The following is a 21327-nucleotide window of genomic DNA, read 5'->3' as shown; positions in this document are numbered from 1 at the left end:
GCCTCCTGGGGCTCCGCCCCGGACCCCGTTCGCGCCTTAAGGGCGCTCGTCCTCAATCGCCGGACGGGCTGAAGTGGCCTCCACCGAGCCCCGTCAGGGGCGCGGGGAACTGCGCGGGAGGCGGGCAAGGCCCGCACCCGAAGGCGAACCGGGTTTTTGGGGGCGCGGGGAACTGCGCGAGCAACCGGTCCGCAGGTGAAATCGGGGCCCGGGGCCGAGCCCCGGCAACCCGGACGGCTACGCCTCCTCGCCCAAGTCGCGCCGCTTGCGGTCCTCAAGGGACGCGAGGAACTCCGGGTTGTCGTCCGGCGCCGTCCACCGCGCAGGGCCCCGGCGGACCTTGCCCGCCACGAGCCACGCGACCGGCCCCACCAGCACCTCCCCGAAGAGCAGCACGATGATGATCCACACCACCTTGGGGAGGCCCTTGACCTCCGACTCAGGGGTGTTGAGGCAGTCGATGAACGCGTAGATCCACAGCGCCAGGACCAGCAGGAACGGCAGATACCTGAGCATGTTCTAACGGTCCCCCCGGGAACGGTTGCGGGCCGTGCCTCGGCCCCGGTGACCGGCCCAGGGTATCCGGTGCCCGATACTGGACCCCATGGCTTACGACGATCTCCGATCGCTGCTCAGGGCGCTGGAGCGCGAGGGCGACCTCAAGCGCATCAAGGCCGAGGTCGACCCGTATCTGGAAGTCGGCGAGATCGTCGACCGGGTCAACAAGGCCGGCGGCCCCGCCCTCCTCTTCGAGAACGTCAAGGGCGCCTCCATGCCCTTGGCCATGAACGTGTACGGCACCGACCGCCGCCTGCTCAAGGCGCTCGGCCTCACGTCGTACGCGGAGATCAGCGACAAGATCGGCGGCCTGCTCAAGCCCGAACTCCCGCAGGGTTTCGTCGGCATCCGCGAGGCCTTCGGCAAGCTCGGCTCGATGGTCCACGTACCGCCGAAGAAGGTGAAGCAGGAGGCGGCCCCCGTCCAGGAGGTCGTGCTCACCGGCGACGACGTGGATCTGGACCAGCTGCCCGCGCTGTTCACCTGGCCCGAGGACGGCGGCTCGTTCTTCAACCTCGGCCTCACGCACACCAAGCACCCCGAGACGGGCGTGCGCAACCTCGGGCTGTACCGCCTCCAGCGCCACGACAAGCGCACCATCGGCATGCACTGGCAGATCCACAAGGACAGCCGCAACCACTACGCGGTCGCCGCCAAGCGCGGCGAGCGGCTGCCGGTCGCGATCGCCTTCGGCTGCCCGCCGGCCGTCACGTACGCCTCGACCGCGCCGCTGCCGGGCGACATCGACGAGTACCTCTTCGCCGGGTTCATCCAGGGCAAGCGGATCGAGATGGTCGACTGCAAGACCGTGCCGCTCCAGGTCCCGGCCAACGCCGAGGTCGTCATCGAGGGCTGGCTGGAGCCGGGCGAGACGCTGCCCGAGGGGCCGTTCGGCGACCACACCGGGTTCTACACCCCGCAGGAACCGTTCCCCGCTCTGACGATCGACTGCGTCACGATGCGCAGGCGCCCGCTGCTCCAGTCCATCGTGGTCGGCCGCCCGCCGACCGAGGACGGACCCCTCGGCCGCGCCACCGAGCGGTTCTTCCTGCCGCTCCTCAAGATCATCGTGCCGGACATCGTGGACTACCACCTGCCGGAGTCGGGCGGTTTCCACAACTGCGCGATCGTCTCGATCGACAAGAAGTACCCCAAGCACGCGCAGAAGGTGATGCACGCCATCTGGGGCGCGCACATGATGTCGCTGACCAAGCTCATCGTGATCGTGGACGCCGACTGCGACGTCCACAACCTGCACGAAGTGTCCTGGCGGGCCTTCGGCAACACCGACTACGCCCGCGACCTGACCGTTGTCGAAGGCCCGGTCGACCACCTCGACCATGCCTCCTACCAGCAGTTCTGGGGCGGCAAGGCGGGCATCGACGCGACCGCGAAGTGGCCCGAGGAGGGCTACACGCGCGACGGCGGCTGGCCCGCGATGGTCGAGTCGGACGCGGATACGGCGGCGAAGGTCGACCGCCGCTGGAAGGAGTACGGGCTCTAGTGAGTGCCTCAGCCGCAGCGGTGCCCCAGCCGGGCCGCACCAAAGCCTTCCTGCGCCTCGTGATGATCGAGCACTCGGTCTTCGCGCTGCCCTTCGCCTACACCGCGGCGCTCACCGCGATGTTCCAGCTCGACAAGAACATCCACTGGGGGCGGCTGCTCCTGGTCACCGTCGCCATGGTTGGTCTGCGCACCTTCGCGATGGCGTGCAACCGGATCATCGACCGCGAGATCGACGCCCGTAACCCGCGCACCGCGGGCCGCGAGCTGGTCACCGGCGCGGTGTCGGTGCGCTCCGCCTGGACGGGCGCGGCCATCGCGCTCGTCGTCTTCCTCGGCGCGGCGGCCGCCCTCAACCCGCTGTGCCTGGCGCTCGCGCCGGTCGCGGTGATCCCGATGGTGGTCTATCCGTACGGGAAGCGGTTCACCAACTTCCCGCAGGCGATCCTCGGCATCGCGCAGGCGATGGGCCCGGTCGGCGCGTGGATCGCGGTCACGGGTTCGTGGTCGTGGGACGCGGTGATCCTGGGCCTGGCCATCGGCATCTGGATCGGCGGCTTCGACCTGATCTACGCCTGCCAGGACGTGGAGGCCGACCGCGGCCACGGCGTGAAGTCGGTGCCGGCCCGCTTCGGCATCCCGGCGGCGATCTACGGTGCGCGCGGCTGTCACACCGTGACGATGGCGCTGCTCGTCTGGTACGCGCTGGCGACCGGCGCCGGGGCCTTCTTCTGGCTGGGTCTCGTCATCGTGCTCGCCGCCTTCCTCTACGAGCACACCCTGGTCAAGCCGCACGACCTCTCCCGGCTCAACCGGGCGTTCTTCCAGGTCAACGGCTTCATCGGGATCGCCCTTTTCGTGTGCGCGCTGCTCGACCTGGTGGTGCGGGGGCTGACGGTCTAGTACCTGGCGCCGCCTCGCCCACGGGGCGGCGGATAGGCTCGGACACGTGGAGCACGTGAACGTACACAGTCAGCAGCGCACGCCGTGGGTCGTGGGGGTGTCCGGTGCTTCGGGCACGCCGTACGCGGCCGCGGTGCTGCGCGCGCTGCTCGCGGCCGGGGAGAGCGTGGACCTGGTGGTCTCGCGTGCCTCGCGACTGACGCTGCTCGACGAGACGGGCATCGCGTTCCGCGACGCCCACTGGCGGGACGACCTGCGGGCGTGGCTGGCGCGGGGCGCGGACGGCAAGCCGGACACCTTCGGCGCCGTGGACGTGTCGGACGTACGGCACTGGGCGGCCGGGGATCTGGCCGCCGGGCCCTCGTCGGGGTCGTACGCGGTGAAGGGGATGCTGATCGTGCCGGCGTCGACGGCCTGTGTGGCCGGGGTCGCGCTCGGGCTTTCGAAGGACCTGTTGCAGCGGGCCGCGAGCGTGACGCTCAAGGAACGGCGCAGGCTGGTGGTCGCGGTGCGCGAGACGCCGTTGAGCGGACAGACCCTCAAGCACCTGGTGGCGCTGGACGAGGCGGGCGCCGTGGTGCTGCCCGCCTCTCCGGCGTTCTACGCGGGGGCGACGCACATCCAGGATCTGGTGGACTTCGTCGCGGGGCGGGTGCTGGACGCGGCGGGGGTGCCGCACGGCCTGTACCGCCGCTGGGAGGGAGAGCTCGGATCGGGGCACGCCCCGGGTGGGCGCGGCCGCGACCTCGAAGGAGGCTCTCGCGGGGATTAGCGCTTCTTGGCGGCGCGCTTGGGGGCGCGGGGCTTCGTCGCGGTCTGGTGGGCACGGGACCGGTTGGCCAGGTCCTGAAGCTCGCGCATGCGGGCATAGGCCATCTCGATCGTGTACACGGTGACAACTCCTGAAAGATCGTCTTTGATCTGCTGGAAATTTATCCACACAGCTGAATGATTCGCAGGGTGTCTCCCCTGCATGCCTTAGATTCTACACGTAAACTCGCGGTATCGCTGAACAATGGAAGGCTTCAGGCATATGGACGCCGTCGATAGGCAGCTCATCCAGGCACTGCGGGAGAACGGCAGGGCCTCGTACGCGGAACTGGGCCGGCTCGTCGGGCTCTCGGGCCCCAGCGTCACCGACCGCATCAACCGCCTGGAGGCGGCCGGTGTCATCACCGGATACCGCGCCACGGTGGACTCCGCCTCGCTCGGTCTCGGCGTCACCGCGCTGATCGGCATCTCCCTCTCCGACGCCGCCGACCACGAGGACGTGGCCCGCCGCCTGCGTGACCTCGCGGAGATCGAGGACTGCTGGTTCATCGCCGGCGACGACTCGTACATGCTCAAGATCCGGGCCGGAGACGTGGACGGCCTGGAGAAGACGATCCGCCGCCTCGGCTCGACCAAGGGCGTCTCCCGCACCCGTACCACGATCGTGCTCTCCACGAAGTGGGAGAACCGGGTCGGGGAACTTCCCGAGTAGGGCGGGGCGTACCTTGGGTGGAGCCTGAAAGACACACATATGGGAGGCGGCCTTGATGGACGCGGGACTCAAGCGCGAGCTGGAGCAGAAGGTCCGGGCCGGTGAACGGCTCAGCCGCGAGGACGGCGTCGCGCTGTACGCGTCGGACGACCTGGCCTGGCTCGGCGGCCTCGCCCACGAGGTGCGCACCCGCAAGAACGGCGACGTCGTCCACTTCAACGTCAACCGTCACCTCAACATGACCAACGTGTGCACGGCGTCGTGCGCGTACTGCTCGTTCCAGCGCAAGCCGGGCGAGAAGGACGCGTACACGATGCGCATCGAGGAGGCCGTCCGCCTCGCCAAGGCGATGGAGAACGACAACCTCACCGAGCTGCACATCGTCAACGGGCTCCACCCGACGCTCCCTTGGCGCTACTACCCGCGCTCGCTCAAGGCCCTCAAGGAGGCCCTGCCGAACGTCGGGCTCAAGGCGTTCACGGCGACCGAGATCCACCACTTCGAGACGATCTCCGGACTGACCGCCTCCGAGATCCTCGACGAGCTCATCGACGCCGGCCTCGAATCGCTGACCGGCGGCGGCGCCGAGATCTTCGACTGGGAGGTCCGCCAGCACATCGTGGACCACCGCACGCACTGGGAAGACTGGTCGCGCATCCACCGCCTGGCGCACGAGAAGGGGCTCAAGACCCCTTCGACCATGCTCTACGGGCACATCGAGGAGCCGCGCCACCGCGTCGACCACGTGCTGCGCCTGCGCGAGCTCCAGGACGAGACCGGCGGCTTCCAGGTCTTCATCCCGCTGCGCTACCAGCACGACTTCGTGGACATGCAGGACGGCAAGGTCCGCAACAAGCTCCAGGCGCGCACCACGATGGCGACCGGTGCCGAGGCGCTCAAGACCTTCGCGGTCTCGCGCCTGCTCTTCGACAACGTGCCCCACGTGAAGTGCTTCTGGGTCATGCACGGTCTCCAGACCACCCAGCTCGCCCTCCAGCACGGCGCCGACGACATGGACGGCTCGGTCGTCGAGTACAAGATCACGCACGACGCCGACAACTACGGCACGCCGAACAAGCTGACCCGGGACGACCTGCTCGACCTCATCCGCGAGGCCGGCTTCCGCCCCGTGGAGCGCAACACCCGGTACGAGATCATCCGCGAGTACCCGGGCCCGGACACCGAGCTGCGCGAGACGCCGCAGCTCATGCGTTTCTGAGCGCGGTCGCGTGGCACTGACGTTCCGGCTCGACCCCCCGGTCACCCCCGCCCTGCGGGACGGACTCCTCGCCCTGTGGGCCGAGGTGTCCGACGAGGGCGGGGCCGTCGGCTTCGTGCCGCCGGTCACCGTCGAGGACGTACGCCCCGAACTGGTCAAGCACCTCCTGGCCATGAGCGAGGGGCGGATGCGGCTGCTCGTCGGGTTCGACGAGGACGGACGGGTCGCCGCCACCGCGTTCATCGCGTACAACACCCACCGCCTCATGACGCACTGGGTGTGGCTCTACACCGTCATGGTGCACCCCGCCCACCAGGGCAAGGGCTACGGCCGCGACCTCATGGGGGCGACCGCCGACGCGGTACGGGCGCTCGACGGCATCGAGGCGATCCGGCTCACCTGCCGCGGCGGCACCGGAGTCGACCGCTTCTACGCCTCCTGCGGCTACAAGGAGGTCGGCCGGGTGCCCGGCGCGATCCGGGTGGCCGCCGACGACGACCGGGACGACATCATCATGCTGCTCCCGCTGAACTGATCCATTTGTGGGCGTGCTTCACTAGTCGGGCAGGTGCCGCCGTAGAGAGAAGGTCAGCCGTGAACGCCGCAAAGCCGAGCGCCACCATCTGGTACACGATGCTGCGCGTGGGGATCTTCATCGGCAGCCTGGTCTTCGTCGGGCTGCTGGTCCAGTTCGGCATCGTGCCCAAGGGCAACGGCAACTCGAACCTCATCTGGGTCGTCCTGCTCGCCCTCGTCATCTCCGCGCCGCTCAGCTACGTACTGCTGCGCAAGCAGCGCGACGCGATGTCCGCCCAGATCGTCAGCAAGGTGGAGAGCGCCAAGGCGAAGCTGGAGGCGAACCGTTCGCAGGAGGACGGCGTCGTCCAGTAGTCCCGCGTCGTCCCGCAGTCCCGCGTCGCGTTCCTCACACCACCCCGGCCGGCCCGGTCCCGCAGCTCACCGCTGCGGGACCGGGCCGTCGCCGTTCCCGGCGCCCTGGGCATCCCTTGGTCATCCCCCGGTCATCCCCTCGGTCGTCCCACTGGTCATCCCGGGGTAAAAGAACTGCTTTGAGGTTCTCAAAGTTCAAGTGTTAACGTGTTCGACATGACGACAGCAGCTGTGCACCAGCACCCCACCGGCGGATCCGTTCCGCTCGTGGCGCGCCTGCATGTCGACCTCTGCCGCTGCATGTCCGCGGTCTGTTGCCGCGACGTCTGACCCCGGCATCATGCGGCGGTGTCCCCAGGCTTACGTGACCGGTCCACGCGACCAGTCCCTCGTGAACGGGCGCCGCGCTCACCTCTGAACGTCGATCAGTCCCCGTCTCCGCTCACCCGGGAGTGTTTCCGTGTCCTCCGCGACCGCTCCGGACAAGCCCAAGTCCGGCTTCTCCATATCCTCGAAGTTCCCCTTCTGGGCCCAGATCATCGCCGGCCTCGTCCTCGGCGGCCTGCTCGGCTGGCTCGCCCGCAGCCAGGACATCGGCTGGCTCAAGGACACCCTCGGTCAGATCGGCGACATCTTCGTCCAGCTCCTGAAGCTGGCCGTCGCGCCGCTCGTCTTCTTCGCGATCCTGGTGTCGATCACCAACCTGCGCAAGGTCAACAACGCCGCCCGGCTCGCCACGCGCACCCTGCTCTGGTTCATGATCACGTCGCTGATCGCGGTGGCCATCGGCCTCGCCATCGGCCTGCTCACCAACCCCGGCTCGGGCACCGGCCTCACCCCGAAGGACGGCAAGCTCCCCAAGCACACGGGCTCCTGGCTCGACTTCCTGACGGGCATCATCCCGACGGACGTGATCACGCCCTTCACCGAGCTGAACGTCCTGCAGATCGTCTTCATGGCCGCCGTCGCCGGCATCGCCCTGCTCCAGCTCGGCGAGAAGGCCAAGCCGATCCTCACGCTCAGCGAAGCCGTCCTCGAACTCCTCCAGAAGGCCCTGTGGTGGGTCATCCGGCTCGCCCCGCTCGGCACCCTCGGCCTCATCGGCTTCGCCATCGCCGACTACGGCTGGGACCTCATCGGCAAGTACGCCACCTTCACCGCCGACGTCTACATCGGCTGCGCCCTGGTGATGTTCGGCGTGTACCCGCTGCTGCTCGCCACCGTCGCCAAGGTCAACCCGATCCAGTTCTTCAAGGGCGCCTGGCCCGCGATCCAGCTGGCCTTCGTCTCCCGCTCCTCGGTCGGCACGATGCCGCTGACCCAGAAGGTCACCGAACGCCTCGGCGTCCCCAAGGAGTACGCCTCCTTCGCCGTGCCGTTCGGCTCCACCACCAAGATGGACGGCTGTGCAGCGATCTACCCGGCGCTCGCGGCGATCTTCATCGCGCAGATCTTCGACGTGCACCTCGGTGTCGGCGACTACGTCCTGATCGCCTTCGTGTCGGTCATCGGCTCCGCCGCGACGGCCGGCCTGACCGGCGCCACGGTCATGCTGACCCTGACCCTCTCCACCCTCGGCCTGCCCCTGGAGGGCGTCGGCCTGCTCATGGCCATCGACCCGGTCCTGGACATGATGCGCACCGCGACGAATGTGGCGGGCCAGGCTCTGGTGCCGGTCATCGTCTCGGCCCGGGAAAAGATCCTGGATGTCGACGCGTTCAACAGGGCGTCCGCCTCCCCGGTGGACGACACGGTCGCCACGCATGAGCCGGACCAGAAGGTGGCCGTTCCGGCTGCCGCGTAAGCACCACACGTGGACGCCGTCCGCGCCCCCGCGCTGCTGGGGGTGCGGGCGGCGTCGTTCGTTCAACTGCAAGCGGGGCTGAGCACGCCGGGGACGGATCAGAGCGGGAGCTCTGGCATGCTCGCGCCACGCGTGATCGTCGAGGGAAGTCTCCCATCCGGGGCGGTGAGGGCTCTGTGCACGTAGAGCTCAACGCCGACTGAGTGCGTCTGATCGGCTGCTTTCTCGGGTCCCGGAGTCACCCTCGATCAACGGCACGCCTTGGCCGCATACGGCCAACAGCTGCCGGCCGTAGTGGACAGTTACCTCGCCGACCGCGCCAAGCCGTGCTTCACGGCTAGCCCACTCTCGGCGGTTCGCGCTCAAGATCCCGCCAATTGCGAGTTGGGAACAGTAGCCAATGGGGAGAACGACGCTGTCTTGTCGCTCCAGCGGAAGCCCGTTCCGCTTGGCTGTCTCGGTCCAAAGCTGTGGGAACGGTGCCAAGTTTCGTGGGGTTCCGATTGCCGTAGACATCGATGTCGTAGCGCCTTGGTTCAACGTTCGATACTCGCATCGGATTCAGACAAGGTGCCGTGAGGCCTGCGTGACCCGATGGAAGCATGTGGCCGGAGTGATGGACACCAATGCTGACGGCAACCCCGTCTACACGAAGTACAACCGCAACTACCCGGACAGCGACGTCTACACGCTGTGGAACAAGTCGGGGAAGGGAACCACTGCCCACAGCAACAGTGGTGGCCGAATCTGGGACATGCAGGCCTGCACCTCATACCCGTACGAGCCCGACAACTGCAGCGACTGGTGGACGGACAACCACGCGCACGGCTGGAGCCGACGCGGTCCGAATGTGACAACGGTGGGGGCATGCCGAACGGGCGTGCCCCCACCGGGGTGTTCAAGGCGGTCAACGGTGCGCACTCTGCGCCCGTCTTGCTTGGTGGTGGGCCAGTTGCGGGAAAGGGGTGGATGGGATGGCGCCAGTTGAGGTCCCGCTGGATGTGCGCGGGCTCGACTATGAAGTCGGCGGCAGGAAGCTGATGGTCGGCCTGGACCTGGTGGTGCGGTCGGGGCAGTCAGTAGCCGTGATGGGGCCGTCGGGCTCGGGGAAGAGCTCGCTGCTGTCCCTCATTCTCGGTCTGACCAAGGCCGATGCCGGGCAATTAGGGGTGGCTGGGGCAGACATGGCATCCCTCAGGGGGAGCAAGCTCTCCCGATGGCGCCAGCGTCACCTTGGCATGGTCTTCCAATTCGGGGAACTCCTGCCGGAACTGACTCCGGTAGAGAATGTCGCCCTGCCAGCGCTGTTGTCGGGTAGCGGACGCGCGGACGCCTTCCTTCGGGCCCACAGACTGCTAACTGACCTGGGCGTTCGGGCAGACGGAGTTGCGACATCCGATCTGTCCGGTGGCGAGAGGCAACGCGCCGCCGTGGCTCGGGCCTTGATGGCCGAGCCGTCACTGCTCCTGGCAGACGAGCCGACGGGGGCTCTGGACGAGCAAGCCCGGGACCAGGTCGCCGAGGTTCTCTTCCAGGTTCCGAGGGATACCGGTTGCGGAATGCTGCTGGTCACGCACGACCCGGCCGTGGCAGCGCGGGCCGACCGTGTCCTGCATCTGGCTCAGGGGCGTCTGGTCGATGCGCCCGGTGCGGGTGACATGTGAAGAACACATCAGGAGCACCCCTGTGGTGGCAGCTCGTCCGCGTCGGGCGGGAGGCGGCACGCCGGGCCGAGAGCGGACGGACCCGTCTGATCGCGCTGGCCCTGGCCACGCTGGTGGCCGCTCTGTGCGCCGCCGCCTTCGTTGCCTCCAGCGCGACGTTCGAGGGGCGTGAGACACGAGGACTGGCGCGCAACCCGGTCATGGCCGAGAAGGGGCAGCCGGCGAAGGCACTGTGGAGCCGGTACTGGGAGAGCGAACACGGCCGCCAATACAGCGTGATCGTGATCGCGCCGCTGGCCGAAGATGCCCCTCTACCGCCTGGACTCGACCACTGGCCTGCACCGGGCCAGGCCTTTCTGTCCCCCGCGCTGGCGGACGGACCCGCCTCCGAGAACTACGCGGCCCGGTACGGGAAGGTGGCTGGCCGCATCGGCGAGAGTGGACTGGCCACGCCGGGTGAACGCCTCGTCTATACCCGCCCCAGCGCGACCATGCTGAACACCAGCTACCTCGACGGGATCACTGGATTCGGCTCACCCGGCCCCTCGTTCGGAGACGTCCGAGTCATCGGGGACGGGGAGGAGAGGCAGCTCGGAATGGTCGTGGCGCTGCTGCTCGGCCTGCCGTCCGCGACTCTGGCCGTCGCAGCCGCACGCCTGGGTGCACACGGCTACGACCGGCGTGCACGGCTGCTGAACATTCTGGGTGTGAGCAGACGATCCCGGATCTGGATGGACCTGGGAGCCTCAGGTCCCCCTGTTGCCCTCGGCACCGTCCTCGCAGTACTGGCCCTCCTACCCGCTCTGCTGTGGAACGCCACGCTGCCGTGGATCGACTACACGCTGGCAGCGGCGGACCTCCGTCATGCAGTCAGAACCCTGTTGAGCGTGGTCTTTGGCGCGGGACTGGTGGTACTCGCCATCACTCTGCTGATTCAGCCCTCCGCCAACCGACGGAGGAAGACGTCCCGCAGTCTGGTGGCGACCGGCGGACTCCTGCGCAAGACGGCTCTGGTCGCCTGTCCCTGCTTCCTGGCCTTGGCCGTACTTACCGGCACGACGCGCCAGGGAAGCCAGTCACCGGTCTTCTACCTGATAGCAGTCGTCGGCGCACTCGCCACCCTGCCCTCGGCCATCGGTCTGCTCATCGCCCGTGTCGCGCCCCGGTTGGCCAACACCGCCCGCCGAAGGGGGAGTCCCGGACAGCTGATTGCTGCCCGGTCGCTGGCCGCACGCCCAGGAGTGGTCGTGCGCCTCGTCTCCACGCTGGTCATCGCGATCGGTGTGATCGGTGAAACGCAGCTGGTCACCAGCATGTTCGACAACCGCTCGGGCGACACCAAAGTGCTCGACTCGGCCGAAGGCCGAAGCATGGCCATGGTGCAGGCCGCCGACCGAGCGCGTCCCAGTCAGGAGTTCAGGGACGCTCTTCCCCCGGGCGTTCATGTCGTGTCCCTCGGGCATGCCGACCTCCAGTCCGACGGTTCAAGCAGCGGAAGGATCATCCAAGCGCCGTGCCCGGATCTCGCCGCGCTCAACCTGCCCTGCCCCGCCCCCAACGCCACTGCCAAGCTCGGCTACGACCAGCTTGACCGGCGACTCAAGGCCACGACGTACACCTACTTCGGCAATACCGCGGCCACCGTCCGCACCGGAGTGACCACACGACTCGATCCGCAGGACACCTGGCTCGTCGTGTTCACAGCGAAAGGGACGACCCTCGACATCCCGGAGGTCAAGCGCACGGCACGGCTGACACTGAGCACCGACGCCGTGATCAGGCCACTGGCTGAGGGAAACCAGTCCTACACCCTTGGCTACCATGCGCGTTGGCTTCCCTTCCTCGGCACCGTCGGCACCCTCGTCATCGCTTTGGCGATGACGTTCTCCGCGCTCTCCGAATTCCTGCGGTTCTCGCGTGGCCTGGCACCCGTCACCGTCCTGACTGGCCACGCCCAAGTCTTTGGCGCTACGGCCACCTGGGCACTCGGCCTGCCGACACTTGCGGCAGGCGCCGCGGGCACCGCCGCCTACGTCCTCCTGGCACAGCCCATCAGCAGTGGCACCGAAGGGGCTGAGCTGTCGGGAGCACTCTGTCTGATCTTCCTGATGCTCACTGCGCTGCTCTCCGTGACAATGGTATGGACCGCACGCACCACAGCCCTGCGAGAAGCGAGAACGTGGAAACCGAGAGCGGACTAGTGACCTGAGTCAGAGATTCGGTGGCAGTACGAGGCGACTTTGTCCAGGATCTCGTCGGCTGACTTCGTCCAGACGAAGGGCCTGGGCTGATCGTTCCGGTCGGTCAGCCATGACCGGATGTCGCGTTCGAGGGCTTGGACGGAGCGGTGGACTGCGCGCTTGGGCTTCTTCTGGGTGAGCTCGGCGAGCCACCGCTCAACGATCTTCCGAGGGACACCGGCCGCGGCTCGTCGCCCAGCCCGTCCAGGCCGTGCTCGATGAAGCGCCGCCGCCGGGTGCGGACCGTGTCCGGAGCGATCCGCAGCCGGCGCGACACTTCCATCAAGGAATGGCCCCCCGCGCACTCCAGCACCATCCGTGACCGCTGAGCCAGCGCCTTGGCCGTCGTTCGACGACGCATACCTTTGCGCCTGTGGCGTCCAACTGCCGGCCCAGGCCGTCCGCGTGTCCGCGCCCGTCGCGGCCTGAGTGTCCTCAGCGCCCTCAGCGCGGTGGCGGCATCACGTCCTGGCGGGCGGCGACGGAGCCCGGGGCCGGGGTCGTGCGGGACCCCGTGACCGGGGTCGGGCGGGGGGTGGCCAGGTTGCCGTTGAGCCAGTGCTTGAGGCGGCGGGCGAGCGGACGTTCCACGAAGCGGTGCACCGCCCAGGCGGCCGCGAGGAGGGCGGCGACGAGGCCGGCCATCAGGAGGTGGGCCGGGATGCGGGTGTGGAGGCGCTCGATCACGGCCCAGCCTATGGACTCGTGCAGGAGATAGAGCGGGTACGTCAGGGCGCCGGCCGTGGTGAGCCTGCGCCAGTTCAGGAAGTCGGCCTTGCCCAGGGCCACGGCGAGCAGGACGGCGTAGAAGGCGGTGACGACGGTCAGTGCCACCGGCCACGAGGGGTGCAGGCCGGCCCAGTTCTCGTCCTTGACGAGCCGGACCAGCTGCTGCTGGGCCAGCAGCCACGATGCGCCGAGGAGGAGCCACAGCAGCGGCGCGGGCCGGAACCGGTGCATGAGGTACAGCACGATGCCGCCGACGAAGAACGGGGCGAACTGCGGCTGGAAGACGACGGCCAGGAGCGGGATCCCCGAGGTGGGCGCCAGTATGGCGCCGAGCAGCCACAGGCCGCAGAAGGTGACCACGCGCCGGTAGGTGAGGCCCTTGTACGCGACGACCGCGAACAGCAGATAGAACCGCATTTCGGCCCAGAGCGACCAGTACGAGGGATCCACGTGGGCGACGCCCAGCGGTTCGTGGACCATCGTGAGGTTGGTCAGCACGCGGGACAGGGTGATCGTGCGGTCGCCGCAGAACCACAGCACGAGCGCGGTGGCGGTGACGCAGACCCAGAACGCCGGGTACAGGCGCACCACCCGGGAGATGAAGAAGTCCCGCGGCGTGCGGCCCCAGCAGCTCATGCAGATGACGAATCCGCTGATGAGGAAGAACAGCTCGACGCCGAGCCAGCCGTAACTCGCGATGCCGTGCACGCCGGGGAAGAGCGTCGCGGTGCTCCGCCCCCACGCCCCGTGGTCGCCGTACCGGTCGTAGCCGGCGAAGTGGAACCCCACCACCATGAGCGCCGCGATCAGCCGCAGTCCGTCGAGCACGTAGAGCCGCGGTGGTCTCCCCCTGGGGCCCGGCGGCGCGGGAAGCGGCGGCCGTACCGTGCGGGGGCTGGGGAGCGTGGAACGCAGAGCTGTGTCTGACAAGGCGAGGATCCTAGCCGGGGAGCCGGTCGCGGCCCTTCCGGTCAGTTCGGGGACGGCGCTGTGTACGGGGGTGTGATGACCTTGGTTCCCGCTGCACGCTAGTGCATACCCCGTACGTTCGAATCGGTCCGGGCCTTCGAGCGGTGGGCCAGGCGGTCCTTCGCCCGGCGTCCCCGGCTCTCGATCGGCAGGACGCCCGTCGCCGCGGCGAGGCCGAACGGCGGCATGTCGGCATATATCGACTCGTAGGACCCTTCGGGGGCGATGTACGTCTCGTGCCAGAGCCCGACGTGCCCGCGCATCGCGCCCTTGCGCTCCTTGCGGTTGAGGATCGCCCAGGCCCTGTGGTGGAACATCGCGGGCGAGTGCGCGTAGGCGTACAGCTTCTCCTTCGACTCCCAGTACTGGACGACGTAGTACGTCCGCGGGGAGGCGGTGAGCAGGACGTGGCCGAGGTGCCCGTGGCTCCTGTCCGCGGAGAGCTCGCGGAGCATCCGGAGCATGGCGAGGGCCACGGGGATCCACTGGTGCACGGCCCAGAAGTGGTTGACGCGCATCCCGATGAGCAGCACCACCGCGTCGCCCTCGGCGGCGGCGGTCGTACGGCCCGGGATCGGCTTGGCGGACATCGTGCCTCCAGCTCCTTCGTCGGCATGGCCCCGGATCGGACAACTCCCTTGTTGGATAATGGAGTTATCCATGGGTGGCTCCTTGGATAATGGCGTTGTCCGAGGGAGGGCGCAAGAGATGCGGCTTGCGGAGCTCAGCGAGCGGAGCGGGGTCTCCACCGCGATGATCAAGTACTACCTGCGGCAGGGGATGCTGGCGCCCGGCCGCAAGGTCGGCGCTACCACCGCCGCGTACGACGAGAGCCATCTGCGCAGGCTCCGTCTGGTGCGCGCGCTGATCGAGGTGGGCCGGCTGCCGGTGGCGACGGCCAAGGAGGTGATCGGGTACGTCGACGACGATTCCCTGGACCGTACGATCCGCCTCGGCGCGGCCCTGTGGGCGCTGCCGCACGGCCCGGACCCCGACGACGGCGACCCCTGCGTGGCCGCCGCCCGCACCGAGGTCGGCCGGCTCCTCGACCTGCTGGGCTGGTCGACGGGGCGCGAGCTGGGAGATCTCTCGCCCGACCACCGGGCGCTGATCGTCGCCGTCGCGACGCTCAACCGTCTCGGCTACCCCTGGGACGCCGAACTCATGGCGCCCTACGCCCAGTTGATGCACCAGGCGGCCGTCCGTGACCTGGACTTCGTGGAGAGCCACCCCTCCGAGGAGGAGAAGGTGGAGACCGCCGTCGCGGCGACCGTCCTCTTCGAGCCGGTGCTGCGCGCCCTGCACCGCCTCGCGCAGCAGGAGGAGTCCGCGCGCCGGTACGGCCTGTAGGGCGGCGGGAGGGGCGCGCATGCGGGCCGCGCCCGCCGGGGGCGCCGGGGTGCATTTACGGGCCGCGCCCGCACCGGGCGTGCCGGAACGGGCGTGGCGTCAATGACCGTGCGTGTGCTAGCAGTTGGGGTGCGTGGCCTTGCCCGCGAAGCGGTCCGCGAGCCAGTTCGCGGCGGGGATCCCGCCCACCGTCACCCCGCCGATGTGGCCGAGCAGCGGCAGCGCGTGCCACTCCACGTCCGTCCCCCCGGCGCACCAGTCGGACCGGAGCTGCTGCCCGACCGCGTAGGGGATGAGCTCGTCGATCGTGCCGTGGTACAGGTACACCGGTGCGTCCGGGCGGTGGGTGCCGAGCTTGGACTCGGCCAACCGGGCCTGCCAGTCAAGCTGTTCGAGCGGATTCTTCACCGTCACGTCGGTGATGTGCTTGAACGAGCCCACCGTGGTGTCGACCGCCACGCAGTTGTTCTTGAAGTAGTCGACCAGCGCCTTGCCCGCCGGATTCAGGTACGAGCCCAGCTTCAGTTCGGGGAAGGCCGCGTCCTGGCCGGCCGCCGCCATGAGGATGAGGCCGGAGCCGAGTCCGCCGTCGTTGGAGGCGGCCACCTTCATCAGGTCGGCCGGCACGCCGCCGGTAGCGGTGCCCTTCACCTTGAGGTCGGGAGCGTAGGAATCGTGCAGTTCGGCCGCCCAGCTGCTGGCCTGGCCGCCCTGCGAGTAGCCCATGATCCCCACGGGGGAGCCGGCGTCGACGCCGGGAATGCCGAGCCGTTCGGCGGCGCGGGCCGCGTCCAGGACGGCGGTGCCCTCGGCCCGGCCGACCGTGTAGGTGTGGTCGCCGGGAGTGCCGAGCCCTTCGTAGTCGGTGACCGCGACGGCCCAGCCCCGCTGCACCACCTGGTTGATCAGGGTGGCCTCGACGGCCGTCCCGTACGGGAAGTTGGCGCTCGGCGCGCAGGAGTCGCCCAGCCCGACCGTGCCGACGGCGTACGTCACGAGGGGGCGCGGGCCCTTGTGTCCGTCGTTGGGCACGATGACGGTGCCGGAGACGGTGTTCGGGCCGCCCTTGGCGTTGGTGGAACGGTAAGTGACGTGCCAGGCAAGGGTGTTGGTCCACTGGCCGGGCAGCGGATGGAATTCGGTGGGGGACTGGGTGACGACGTCACCCGGTGCGGGGGAGGAGGCGTCGTCGGCGAATGCGGTGGGGGTGGCTGCCGAGAGGAGGAGTGCGGCGGCTACGGCGCCGGCGACTCTTGTACGGACGTGCATGCGGCTCTCCCAACGGTCCGGTGGGGTCGGGCAGTTGAGGAGAAGGTAGTGACTGACCGGTAGGTACGGAGCTGACCGTACCGCTCACCTTCACTGACCCGGGCGGACCTCGGGCAGGCCCGGCGCTGCGGTGCCGGCCTCGCGCGGGCCCGCGGCACGGTGCCGGCCTCGCGCAGGCCGGTGGCTCAGTGCCCGAGCCGGTACGAGCCCGGCGTCGTCCCCGTCCAGCGGCGGAAGGCGCGGTGGAAACTGGTGTCCTCCGAGAAGCCGAGGCGCGCCGCGATCTCCGCGATCGGCTCGCGGCCCTCGGCGAGCCCCGCGATCGCCGCGTCCCGCCGGACCGCGTCCTTGAGCTGCTGGAACGAGGTGCTCTCGCGTGCCAGGCGGCGGCGCAGGGTCGCGGGCGACATGGCGAGCCTGGCCGCCGTCTCCTCCAGGGTGGGCAGCCGGGGCGAGGCGCGCAGGGCGCCCGCGAGGGCCCGGCCCACCTGCTCCGCCACCGTCGTGCCGTAGGTGTGCCGGCTGAGGAGTTCGAAGGGCGAGCGGCGCAGCATCTGGCCCAGGGCCGCCTCGTCCCGCACGAGGGGGGCGGTCAGCCAGCGCGCGTCGAACACCGCCTCGGTGCGGGTGCCGCCGAAGCGGACCGGGCAGCCGAACAGCGACTCGTACTCGTCCCCGTGCCGGGGCGGCGGATAGCCGAAGGCGGCGCGGGCGAGCGGGATGCGGCGGCCCACGAGCCAGCTGCACAGCCGGTGCCAGATGATCACGAGGCACTCGGTCAGGAACCGGTCCTCGTCCTGGCCCGCGAGATCGCCGCGCACGGTGAACACCGCGTCCCCGCCGCTCACGTCGAGCGCGAGATCGGGGCCGTTCGCGAACAGCCCGTAGAAGGCGGTGCCCCGGCGCACGGCACCACCGAGGTCGCGGCAGCCGAGCACGGCATGACACATCATCGCGAAGGTACCGGGGCGGCTCGGCGCCCCACCGAGCCCGAGGAACTCGTCGCCCGTCGCCCGGTACAGGGCACGGAAGAGATGGGCGAACTGGGCGGGGGTGACCCGCGCCCGGTCGTCCCCCAGCAGCAGCGGGGGAATGCCGGACGCCTGGAGCAGGGGCACGGTGTCGATGCCGTGCCGTTCGGCGCCGCGCAGCACGGCCCGCACGTGGTGCACGGTGATCGTCGGCGTCGCCATGGTCAACGACGGTAGCGGGGTTGAGCGTTGAGGTCAGCCGGGGTGACGTTTCCCGTCATCCCCCGCGGCCGGCAAACGTACCTACCGTCGGGTCATGACCCCACAGAGTGAGCACCGCGAGAGCGCCGAACACCAGGAGCCGTCCAGCCGTCCCCGCACGCTCGCCCTGTTCACCGAGTGGGCGGCGCGGCGCCACCCGGACCGCCCGGCGCTCCGCTTCCGCGCCGCGGACGGGGCGTGGGTCTCCGTGACGTACACCGAGCTGCGCGACACCGTGCGCCACACCGCGCGCGGCCTTCTGGCGCTCGACATCCGGGCGGGCGACCGGGTGGCGATCCTCTCCGAGACCCGGCCCGCGTGGACGTACGCGCACTTCGCCTGCCTCGCGGTGGGCGCGGTCGTGGTGCCGGTGTACCCGACAGCGGGCGACGAGGAGACCACGTGGGTGCTGTCCGACTCCGCCGCGAAGGCGGTCTTCTGCGAGGGGCCCGCCGAGGCGGCCCGCGTGGAGGAGCTGCGCCCGAAACTGCCCGCGCTCGCCCACGTCCTGCCGATGCCTATGCCGATGCCTATGCCGATGCCTATGGCGGGCCGCGACGGGCCGGCCGGGGCGGCGGATGCTTCCGCCGCCTCACCCGCCGCCTCACCCGCTGCCCCACTCGCCGCCCCGCTCGACGAGCTGCTGGCCCGCGCCGAAGCGGTGCGCCCCGAGGACGACGCCGAACTCGTCTACACCTCCGGCACCACCGGGCTCCCCAAGGGCTGCCGGCTCACCCACGGCAATCTCGGCGCCGTCCAGGACGCCACGCTGCACCTCATCCAGGGCGGTCCGGGCGACCGCACCTACCTCTACCTGCCCCTCGCCCACCTGCTCGCCCAGCTGATCCAGTTCTCCACGCTCCTGTACGGCGGCGAGCTCTGCTACTTCGGCGGCCGGATCGAGGACGTCGTCGGCGAGCTGGCCGAGGCGCGGCCGACCCATCTGCCCTCCGTACCCCGCCTGTTCGAGAAGGTCTACTCGGTGGTGCGCTCGCTCGCCGAGGCGGAGGAGGGCGGCGGCGAGCGGTTCGACGCGGCGGTCGCGGTCGGCGTCCTCGCGGCGGACGACGCGCTTCCGCCGGAGCGCCGCGCCGCCTACGAAGCCGCGGACGCCTCGCTGTTCAGCCTGGTCAGGGCCGCCTTCGGCGGGCGCCTTCGCTGGGCCCTGACGGGCGGCGCCCCGATCGACCCGGCGGTCCTCGACTTCCTGCGGGCCTGCGGGATCCAGGTCTTCGAGGGGTACGGGATGACCGAGTCGGCGGGCGTCATCTCGCTCAACCACCCCGGCGCGGTGCGGTACGGCACGGTGGGGCGGCCGGTCCTGGGGTGCGAGGTGAGGATCGCGGACGACGAGGAGGTGCTCGCCCGGGGCCCGATGGTCTTCCCGGGCTACCACGCGAACGCGCTCGGCACGGCTGAGGCGCTGGACGCGGAGGGGTGGCTGCACACGGGGGATCTCGGCGCGGTCGACGCGGACGGCTATCTGACGATCACCGGCCGCAAGAAGGACCTGATCATCACGTCCGCCGGCAAGAACCTGACGCCCTCGCACGTCGAGCTGGCCATCGAACGGTCCCGGTTCGTCTCGCACGCGGTGATGGCGGGCGACCGGCGGCCGTATCCGGTCGCGCTGATCACGGTGGAGGCGGAGGCCGCGGCGGGGCGTGACGCGGCGGAGGTGCGCGAGCTGGTGGGGCGTGCGGTGGCCGAGGCCAACGAACAGGTGTCCCGGCCCGCCCGGATCCGTGCCTTCGCGGTGCTGCCGCGGGACTTCACGGTGGAGGGGGGCGAGTTGACGCCGACGCTGAAGGTACGGCGGAAGGTGGTGCTTGAGCGGTTCGCGTCGGAGATAGCGGCCCTGTACGACTGAGCGGGGCGCGACCCAGCTCCTTGTGCGTAGTTCACCCGCGCACCCGGCCCCGCTTTCGTCCGCGGACCGTGCCCGCTTCTCGCGAACGGCCCCCGCCCGGCGCCGGGCGGGGCAAAGGCAGGAGCCCCGTCCGGCAGGACGGGGCTCCTTGGGTACTGCTAAGTCAGCGATCGCCAACCCGGAGAAGTTAGGCCGGGGTGACGTTCTCCGCCTGCGGGCCCTTCGGGCCCTGAGTGACGTCGAAGTTCACGACCTGGTTCTCCTCCAGGGAGCGGAAACCAGACGCGTTGATCGCGGAGTAGTGGACGAAGACATCCGGGCCGCCGCCGTCCTGGGCGATGAAGCCGAAGCCCTTTTCAGCGTTGAACCACTTCACGGTTCCGGTAGCCATAAGCCCTCCTTGGGCCAAAGGGTTGCCCTGCTCCAGAACCTGCAAACAAGTCTGAAAACTACAAAAGCCTGCGGGTTACATGCTCCGCAGGCTCTGTACTGCAAGGGAAACCAAACTGCAACTTGCGCTGAGCGTAGCACGCAGCTCGCGTGCCGCGGTAGAGGGAAAGATCACTTCGCTCGTACGTTTGTCCGTCCGCCGGGCAGGTGACGGGGTGGTCGACCGGGCAAGCGCCGGACCAGGCACGACGCCCCGCAGAGCACCCCGCGCAACGCCCCGCGCGAGGCATCCGTCCGGGCGGCCCGCGCGACCCCCGGGAGGCCCGGCGCCGTCCACGCAGTGGGACGGGTCTAGCCTCGGCATGTGGACAATTCAACCAGCCCCCAGCACCACGGCGGCCGGCCGCGCGTCGGCCACATCCAGTTCCTCAACTGCCTGCCCCTGTACTGGGGCCTGGCGCGGACCGGAACCCTGCTCGACCTGGAGCTGACCAAGGACAGCCCCGAGAAGCTCAGCGAGCAGCTGGTGAACGGCTCCCTCGACATCGCGCCGATCACCCTCGTCGAGTTCCTGCGCAACGCCGACGACCTGGTCGCCTTCCCGGACATCGCGGTCGGCTGCGACGGGCCGGTCATGTCCTGTGTGATCGTCTCGCAGCGCCCGCTGGAAGACCTCGACCGGGCGCGCGTCGCGCTCGGTTCCACCTCCCGGACCTCCGTACGCCTCGCGCAGCTCCTGCTCGCCGAGCGGTACAAGGTCACCCCCGACTACTACACGTGCCCGCCCGACCTCGGCCTGATGATGCGCGAGGCCGACGCAGCCGTACTGATCGGGGACGCCGCCCTGCGGGCCTCGCTGCACGACGCGCCCCGGCTCGGGCTCCAGGTCCACGACCTCGGCGCGATGTGGAAGGAGTGGACGGGCCTTCCGTTCGTCTTCGCCGTGTGGGCGGCCCGCAAGGACTATCTGGCCCGCGAGCCCGCCCTCGTCCGGCAGGTGCACGAGGCGTTCCTCGCCTCGCGGGACCTCTCCCTGGAGGAGGTCACCAAGGTGGCCGAGCAGGCGGCCCGCTGGGAGGTCTTCGACGCCGACCTCCTGGAGCGCTACTTCACGACGCTCGACTTCCGCTTCGGCGCCGAACAGCTCGAAGGCGTACGGGAGTTCGCGCGGCGGACCGGGCCGACGACCGGCTTCCCCGCCGAGGTGGGCGTGGAGCTGCTCGCTCCGTAACGGCCCGTCCCGGTTCGGGAAG

The 21327-nt window shown here is 69.6% G+C and carries 21 protein-coding genes; 13 read left to right on the top strand and 8 right to left on the bottom strand.

All coding sequences use genetic code 11. The features are described from left to right. Nucleotides 1-237 precede the first annotated feature (237 nt). Nucleotides 238-516, bottom strand: a complete 279-nt coding sequence (locus OG432_RS13660; RefSeq protein WP_328311187.1) for a PLD nuclease N-terminal domain-containing protein — start codon at nt 514-516, stop codon at nt 238-240. Nucleotides 517-604: 88 nt separating this feature from the next. On the opposite strand from OG432_RS13660, the gene OG432_RS13655 reads away from it, so the two are divergent. From OG432_RS13655 to OG432_RS13645, 3 genes are read left to right on the top strand one after another with little or no spacing between them, the layout of a single operon-like run. After that, the gene (locus OG432_RS13655; RefSeq protein ID WP_328311185.1) at nt 605-2062 is read left to right on the top strand and encodes a menaquinone biosynthesis decarboxylase; all 1458 of its coding nucleotides are present in this window, start codon (nt 605-607) and stop codon (nt 2060-2062) included. Further along, complete coding sequence (gene mqnP / locus OG432_RS13650) at nt 2062-2964, top strand: menaquinone biosynthesis prenyltransferase MqnP (RefSeq protein ID WP_328311183.1); 903 nt, start codon at nt 2062-2064, stop codon at nt 2962-2964. Before OG432_RS13655 ends, mqnP begins: the two co-directional genes overlap by 1 nt. A 46-nt stretch (nt 2965-3010) precedes the next feature. Beyond that, nucleotides 3011-3736 carry a UbiX family flavin prenyltransferase gene (locus tag OG432_RS13645; protein ID WP_328311181.1) on the top strand — a complete coding sequence of 242 codons (726 nt, stop codon included), beginning with the start codon at nt 3011-3013 and terminating at the stop codon, nt 3734-3736. Here OG432_RS13645 and OG432_RS13640 read toward each other — a convergent pair. After that, nucleotides 3733-3855: a hypothetical protein gene (locus OG432_RS13640; RefSeq protein WP_267057076.1), complete on the bottom strand. Its 123-nt coding sequence runs from the start codon at nt 3853-3855 to the stop codon at nt 3733-3735. The genes OG432_RS13645 and OG432_RS13640 overlap by 4 nt on opposite strands. A 142-nt stretch (nt 3856-3997) precedes the next feature. Between OG432_RS13640 and OG432_RS13635 the strand changes: the two genes are divergently transcribed. From OG432_RS13635 to OG432_RS13605, 7 genes are all read left to right on the top strand, one after another. Continuing rightward, nucleotides 3998-4447 (top strand): Lrp/AsnC family transcriptional regulator, encoded by a 450-nt coding sequence (locus tag OG432_RS13635; protein WP_100578735.1) that lies wholly within the window; start codon nt 3998-4000, stop codon nt 4445-4447. A 55-nt stretch (nt 4448-4502) separates the two neighbouring features. Continuing rightward, the gene (gene mqnE / locus OG432_RS13630; protein ID WP_328311177.1) at nt 4503-5666 is read left to right on the top strand and encodes an aminofutalosine synthase MqnE; all 1164 of its coding nucleotides are present in this window, start codon (nt 4503-4505) and stop codon (nt 5664-5666) included. 10 nt (nt 5667-5676) lie between these two features. Continuing rightward, a complete protein-coding gene (locus OG432_RS13625) occupies nt 5677-6201 on the top strand; it encodes a GNAT family N-acetyltransferase (protein ID WP_328311175.1) in 525 nt (174 codons plus the stop codon). 59 nt (nt 6202-6260) lie between these two features. Beyond that, nucleotides 6261-6557 carry a DUF4229 domain-containing protein gene (locus OG432_RS13620; RefSeq protein WP_328311173.1) on the top strand — a complete coding sequence of 99 codons (297 nt, stop codon included), beginning with the start codon at nt 6261-6263 and terminating at the stop codon, nt 6555-6557. Between the two features lie 460 nt (nt 6558-7017). Continuing rightward, the gene (locus tag OG432_RS13615) at nt 7018-8361 is read left to right on the top strand and encodes a dicarboxylate/amino acid:cation symporter (protein WP_328311171.1); all 1344 of its coding nucleotides are present in this window, start codon (nt 7018-7020) and stop codon (nt 8359-8361) included. 974 nt (nt 8362-9335) lie between these two features. Then, nucleotides 9336-10025 (top strand): ABC transporter ATP-binding protein, encoded by a 690-nt coding sequence (locus OG432_RS13610; protein ID WP_328311169.1) that lies wholly within the window; start codon nt 9336-9338, stop codon nt 10023-10025. Then, the gene (locus OG432_RS13605; RefSeq protein ID WP_328311167.1) at nt 10022-12226 is read left to right on the top strand and encodes a hypothetical protein; all 2205 of its coding nucleotides are present in this window, start codon (nt 10022-10024) and stop codon (nt 12224-12226) included. Before OG432_RS13610 ends, OG432_RS13605 begins: the two co-directional genes overlap by 4 nt. 103 nt (nt 12227-12329) lie before the next feature. On the opposite strand, the gene OG432_RS13600 is transcribed toward OG432_RS13605, so the two are convergent. From OG432_RS13600 to OG432_RS13590, 3 genes are all read right to left on the bottom strand, one after another. After that, nucleotides 12330-12548, bottom strand: coding sequence for a helix-turn-helix domain-containing protein (locus OG432_RS13600; RefSeq protein WP_328311165.1), 219 nt, complete (start codon nt 12546-12548; stop codon nt 12330-12332). A 161-nt stretch (nt 12549-12709) separates the two neighbouring features. Further along, nucleotides 12710-13924, bottom strand: coding sequence for an acyltransferase family protein (locus OG432_RS13595; RefSeq protein ID WP_328311163.1), 1215 nt, complete (start codon nt 13922-13924; stop codon nt 12710-12712). 98 nt (nt 13925-14022) lie between these two features. After that, on the bottom strand, nt 14023-14553 hold the full coding sequence (locus tag OG432_RS13590; protein WP_328311161.1) for a DUF4188 domain-containing protein: 531 nt from the start codon (nt 14551-14553) through the stop codon (nt 14023-14025). Nucleotides 14554-14671: 118 nt separating this feature from the next. On the opposite strand from OG432_RS13590, the gene OG432_RS13585 reads away from it, so the two are divergent. Next, the gene (locus OG432_RS13585) at nt 14672-15313 is read left to right on the top strand and encodes a MerR family transcriptional regulator (RefSeq protein WP_328311159.1); all 642 of its coding nucleotides are present in this window, start codon (nt 14672-14674) and stop codon (nt 15311-15313) included. 117 nt (nt 15314-15430) lie between these two features. On the opposite strand, the gene OG432_RS13580 is transcribed toward OG432_RS13585, so the two are convergent. Both OG432_RS13580 and OG432_RS13575 read right to left on the bottom strand, forming a co-directional pair. Continuing rightward, on the bottom strand, nt 15431-16582 hold the full coding sequence (locus OG432_RS13580; protein WP_328311157.1) for a lipase family protein: 1152 nt from the start codon (nt 16580-16582) through the stop codon (nt 15431-15433). 185 nt (nt 16583-16767) lie between these two features. Continuing rightward, nucleotides 16768-17775, bottom strand: a complete 1008-nt coding sequence (locus OG432_RS13575) for an AraC family transcriptional regulator (protein WP_328311155.1) — start codon at nt 17773-17775, stop codon at nt 16768-16770. Nucleotides 17776-17869: 94 nt separating this feature from the next. Here OG432_RS13575 and OG432_RS13570 point away from each other — a divergent pair, with 94 nt between their 5' ends. After that, complete coding sequence (locus tag OG432_RS13570) at nt 17870-19684, top strand: AMP-dependent synthetase/ligase (RefSeq protein ID WP_328311153.1); 1815 nt, start codon at nt 17870-17872, stop codon at nt 19682-19684. Nucleotides 19685-19871: 187 nt separating this feature from the next. Here OG432_RS13570 and OG432_RS13565 read toward each other — a convergent pair whose 3' ends face one another. Continuing rightward, the gene (locus tag OG432_RS13565; protein WP_003967102.1) at nt 19872-20075 is read right to left on the bottom strand and encodes a cold-shock protein; all 204 of its coding nucleotides are present in this window, start codon (nt 20073-20075) and stop codon (nt 19872-19874) included. Between the two features lie 363 nt (nt 20076-20438). Between OG432_RS13565 and OG432_RS13560 the strand changes: the two genes are divergently transcribed. Further along, nucleotides 20439-21305, top strand: a complete 867-nt coding sequence (locus OG432_RS13560) for a menaquinone biosynthetic enzyme MqnA/MqnD family protein (RefSeq protein WP_328311151.1) — start codon at nt 20439-20441, stop codon at nt 21303-21305. Nucleotides 21306-21327: the final 22 nt, after the last annotated feature.

Origin of the sequence: Streptomyces sp. NBC_00442 (assembly GCF_036014195.1) — a bacterium.
GTDB lineage: Bacteria > Actinomycetota > Actinomycetes > Streptomycetales > Streptomycetaceae > Streptomyces.
This window is presented reverse-complemented; position numbering and strand designations above follow the sequence as displayed.

Coding starts and splice junctions, on each gene's coding strand:
- OG432_RS13660 (WP_328311187.1), bottom strand. CDS start 516: ATGCTCAGGTATCTGCCGTTCCTGCTGGTCCTGGCGCTGTGGATCTAC.
- OG432_RS13655 (WP_328311185.1), top strand. CDS start 605: ATGGCTTACGACGATCTCCGATCGCTGCTCAGGGCGCTGGAGCGCGAG.
- OG432_RS13635 (WP_100578735.1), top strand. CDS start 3,998: ATGGACGCCGTCGATAGGCAGCTCATCCAGGCACTGCGGGAGAACGGC.
- mqnE (WP_328311177.1), top strand. CDS start 4,503: ATGGACGCGGGACTCAAGCGCGAGCTGGAGCAGAAGGTCCGGGCCGGT.
- OG432_RS13610 (WP_328311169.1), top strand. CDS start 9,336: ATGGCGCCAGTTGAGGTCCCGCTGGATGTGCGCGGGCTCGACTATGAA.
- OG432_RS13600 (WP_328311165.1), bottom strand. CDS start 12,548: ATGGAAGTGTCGCGCCGGCTGCGGATCGCTCCGGACACGGTCCGCACC.
- OG432_RS13590 (WP_328311161.1), bottom strand. CDS start 14,553: ATGTCCGCCAAGCCGATCCCGGGCCGTACGACCGCCGCCGCCGAGGGC.
- OG432_RS13585 (WP_328311159.1), top strand. CDS start 14,672: ATGCGGCTTGCGGAGCTCAGCGAGCGGAGCGGGGTCTCCACCGCGATG.
- OG432_RS13580 (WP_328311157.1), bottom strand. CDS start 16,582: ATGCACGTCCGTACAAGAGTCGCCGGCGCCGTAGCCGCCGCACTCCTC.
- OG432_RS13575 (WP_328311155.1), bottom strand. CDS start 17,775: ATGGCGACGCCGACGATCACCGTGCACCACGTGCGGGCCGTGCTGCGC.
- OG432_RS13570 (WP_328311153.1), top strand. CDS start 17,870: ATGACCCCACAGAGTGAGCACCGCGAGAGCGCCGAACACCAGGAGCCG.
- OG432_RS13565 (WP_003967102.1), bottom strand. CDS start 20,075: ATGGCTACCGGAACCGTGAAGTGGTTCAACGCTGAAAAGGGCTTCGGC.